We start from the raw sequence: 3,460 nt of genomic DNA on the forward strand, positions 1-3,460 counted from the left end.
GTTAGTCCGGCGGTGTCCTACTCTCCCACAACCCTTCGGTTGCAGTACCATCGGCGCTGTCAGGCTTAGCTTCCGGGTTCGGAATGGGACCGGGCGTTTCCCTGACGCTATAACCACCGAAACACTATGAAACACCCACACACGTGCACACATTGTGTGTGGTTGTGTGGTGTTTCAGAGCTGTAGAGTGGATGCGTAACATCTTTGTGGGCAAGTCCTCGGCCTATTAGTACCAGTCAACTCGACAACACATTACTGTGCTTCCATTTCTGGCCTATCAACCCAATGGTCTGTTGGGGGCCTTAACCCACATGGGGTGGGATACCTCATCTTGGAACAGGCTTCCCGCTTAGATGCCTTCAGCGGTTATCCCTTCCGAACGTGGCCAACCAGCCATGCCACTGGCGTGACAACTGGCATACCAGAGGTTCGTCCGTCCCGGTCCTCTCGTACTAGGGACAGCCTTCCTCAAGTATCCTACGCGCGCGGCGGATAGGGACCGAACTGTCTCACGACGTTCTAAACCCAGCTCGCGTGCCGCTTTAATGGGCGAACAGCCCAACCCTTGGGACCTACTCCGGCCCCAGGATGCGACGAGCCGACATCGAGGTGCCAAACCATGCCGTCGATATGGACTCTTGGGCAAGATCAGCCTGTTATCCCCGGGGTACCTTTTATCCGTTGAGCGACACCCCTTCCACCAGGTGGTGCCGGATCACTAGTCCCGACTTTCGTCCCTGCTCGACATGTCTGTCTCACAGTCAAGCTCCCTTGTGCACTTGCACTCAACACCTGATTGCCAACCAGGCTGAGGGAACCTTTGGGCGCCTCCGTTACTCTTTAGGAGGCAACCGCCCCAGTTAAACTACCCATCAGGCACTGTCCCTGAACCAGATCATGGTCCGAGGTTCAGATTCCCAATCCGACCAGAGTGGTATTTCAACAACGACTCCACCAACACTAGCGTGCCAGCTTCACAGTCTCCCACCTATCCTACACAAGCCGAACCGAAAACCAATACCAAACTATAGTAAAGGTCCCGGGGTCTTTCCGTCCTGCCGCGCGTAACGAGCATCTTTACTCGTAGTGCAATTTCGCCGGGCCTGTGGTTGAGACAGCCGGAAAGTCGTTACGCCATTCGTGCAGGTCGGAACTTACCCGACAAGGAATTTCGCTACCTTAGGATGGTTATAGTTACCACCGCCGTTTACTGGCGCTTAAATTCTCAGCTTCACCCCGAAGGGTTAACCGGTCCTCTTAACGTTCCAGCACCGGGCAGGCGTCAGTCCATATACATCGTCTTGCGACTTCGCATGGACCTGTGTTTTTAGTAAACAGTCGCTTTCCGCTGGTCTCTGCGGCCACCCACCCCTAGTCCGCAAGGGACTTCAGAGTGTTTGGCCCCCCTTCTCCCGAAGTTACGGGGGCATTTTGCCGAGTTCCTTAACCACAGTTCACCCGATCGCCTTAGTATTCTCTACCTGACCACCTGTGTTGGTTTGGGGTACGGGCCGTGCACGCACTCGCTAGAGGCTTTTCTCGGCAGCATAGGATCACTCTACTTCACCTCAATCGGCTACGCATCACGTCTCAACCTTAATGGAGTGCGGATTTGCCTACACTCCGGTCTACACGCTTACACCAGTACTACCACTCACTGGCGGAGCTACCTTCCTGCGTCACCCCATCACTCGACTACTACGGAATCAGATCCCACGCTCCACACTCGCGTCTCCACCCGAAGGCTTCAACACGAGGCTTTGGGTGGTTAGTATCAACCGCCTCATCCTGGGCGCACGTGCTCGGGTACGGGAATATCAACCCGTTATCCATCGACTACGCCTGTCGGCCTCGCCTTAGGTCCCGACTTACCCTGGGCGGATTAGCCTGGCCCAGGAACCCTTGGTCATCCGGCGGCAGAGTTTCTCACTCTGCATTCGCTACTCATGCCTGCATTCTCACTCCCACACCCTCCACGACTGGCTTCCGCCGCCGCTTCCCTGGATGCAGGACGCTCCCCTACCCATCCACACGACTAGACATCCCTTCAAGAGAGATGCCGATCTATATGTGTGAATGACACAGCTTCGGCGGTGTGCTTAAGCCCCGCTACATTGTCGGCGCAGGACCACTTGACCAGTGAGCTATTACGCACTCTTTCAAGGGTGGCTGCTTCTAAGCCAACCTCCTGGTTGTCTGGGCAATCCCACATCCTTTCCCACTGAGCACACACTTAGGGGCCTTAGCTGGTGTTCTGGGCTGTTTCCCTCTCGACGACGAAGCTTATCCCCCGCCGTCTCACTGCCACACTCTCACACCACGGTATTCGGAGTTTGGTTGATTTCGGTAACCCGGTAAGGCCCCTAGACCATCCAGTAGCTCTACCCCCGTGGAGAAACATGTGACGCTGCACCTAAATGCATTTCGGGGAGAACCAGCTATCACGGAGTTTGATTGGCCTTTCACCCCTACCCACAGCTCATCCCCTCAGTTTTCAACCTAAGTGGGTTCGGCCCTCCACGTCGTCTTACCGACGCTTCAGCCTGGCCATGGGTAGATCACTCCGCTTCGGGTCTAGACCACGCGACTCAATCGCCCTATTCAGACTCGCTTTCGCTACGGCTACCCCACACGGGTTAACCTCGCCACGCAGCACTAACTCGCAGGCTCATTCTTCAAAAGGCACGCCATCACCTCAACATCACAAGGATGTGCTCGGGCTCTGACGGCTTGTAGGCACACGGTTTCAGGTACTCTTTCACTCCCCTCCCGGGGTACTTTTCATCTTTCCCTCACGGTACTAGTCCGCTATCGGTCTTCAGGAAGTATTTAGGCTTACCGGGTGGTCCCGGCAGATTCACAGCAAATTCCACGAGCTCGCTGCTACTCGGGAACACCACCAAGGTCTCTGAAACTGGTTTTCGCGTACGGGACTCTCACCCACTCCGGTCGCCCATCCCAAGGCGTTCCACTAACCAGCACATCAACCCGAGAACCTGTCAGAATTCTCAAGGCGGGTCCCACAACACCACACACACAACGCCTGACAGCTTGACATGTGCAAGGTTTAGCCTCTTCCGCTTTCGCTCGCCACTACTCACGGAATCACGGTTGTTTTCTCTTCCTACGGGTACTGAGATGTTTCACTTCCCCGCGTTCCCTCCACACACCCTATATATTCAGATGCGGGTAACACCACATAACTGGTGCTGGGTTTCCCCATTCGGAAATCCTCGGATCACAGCTCGGTTGACAGCTCCCCGAGGCATATCGCAGCCTCCCACGTCCTTCATCGGCTCCTGAAGCCAAGACATCCACCATGTGCCCTTAACAACTTGACCACAAAGATGCTCGCATCCACTCTACAGTTCTCAAACACCACACCAGAAACAAACGTCCCCGGGACTGTGTCCAGCCCCTTGGCGTGTTGCCTCAGGACCCAACAGCGTGCTTGTGAACA

Annotated in this window: 2 rRNA genes; both read right to left on the reverse strand. The window is 55.5% G+C overall.

From position 1 onward, the window contains the following. Positions 1–4 precede the first annotated feature (4 nt). Positions 5–121 (reverse strand): 5S ribosomal RNA (rrf, locus tag AVR91_RS42155). An 85-nt stretch (positions 122–206) separates the two neighbouring features. Further along, positions 207–3,341: ribosomal RNA gene (locus tag AVR91_RS42160) — 23S ribosomal RNA — on the reverse strand. Between the last annotated feature and the right edge of the window lie 119 nt (positions 3,342–3,460).

The organism is Amycolatopsis keratiniphila subsp. keratiniphila (assembly GCF_001620365.2).
In the GTDB taxonomy this organism is placed as follows: domain Bacteria; phylum Actinomycetota; class Actinomycetes; order Mycobacteriales; family Pseudonocardiaceae; genus Amycolatopsis; species Amycolatopsis keratiniphila.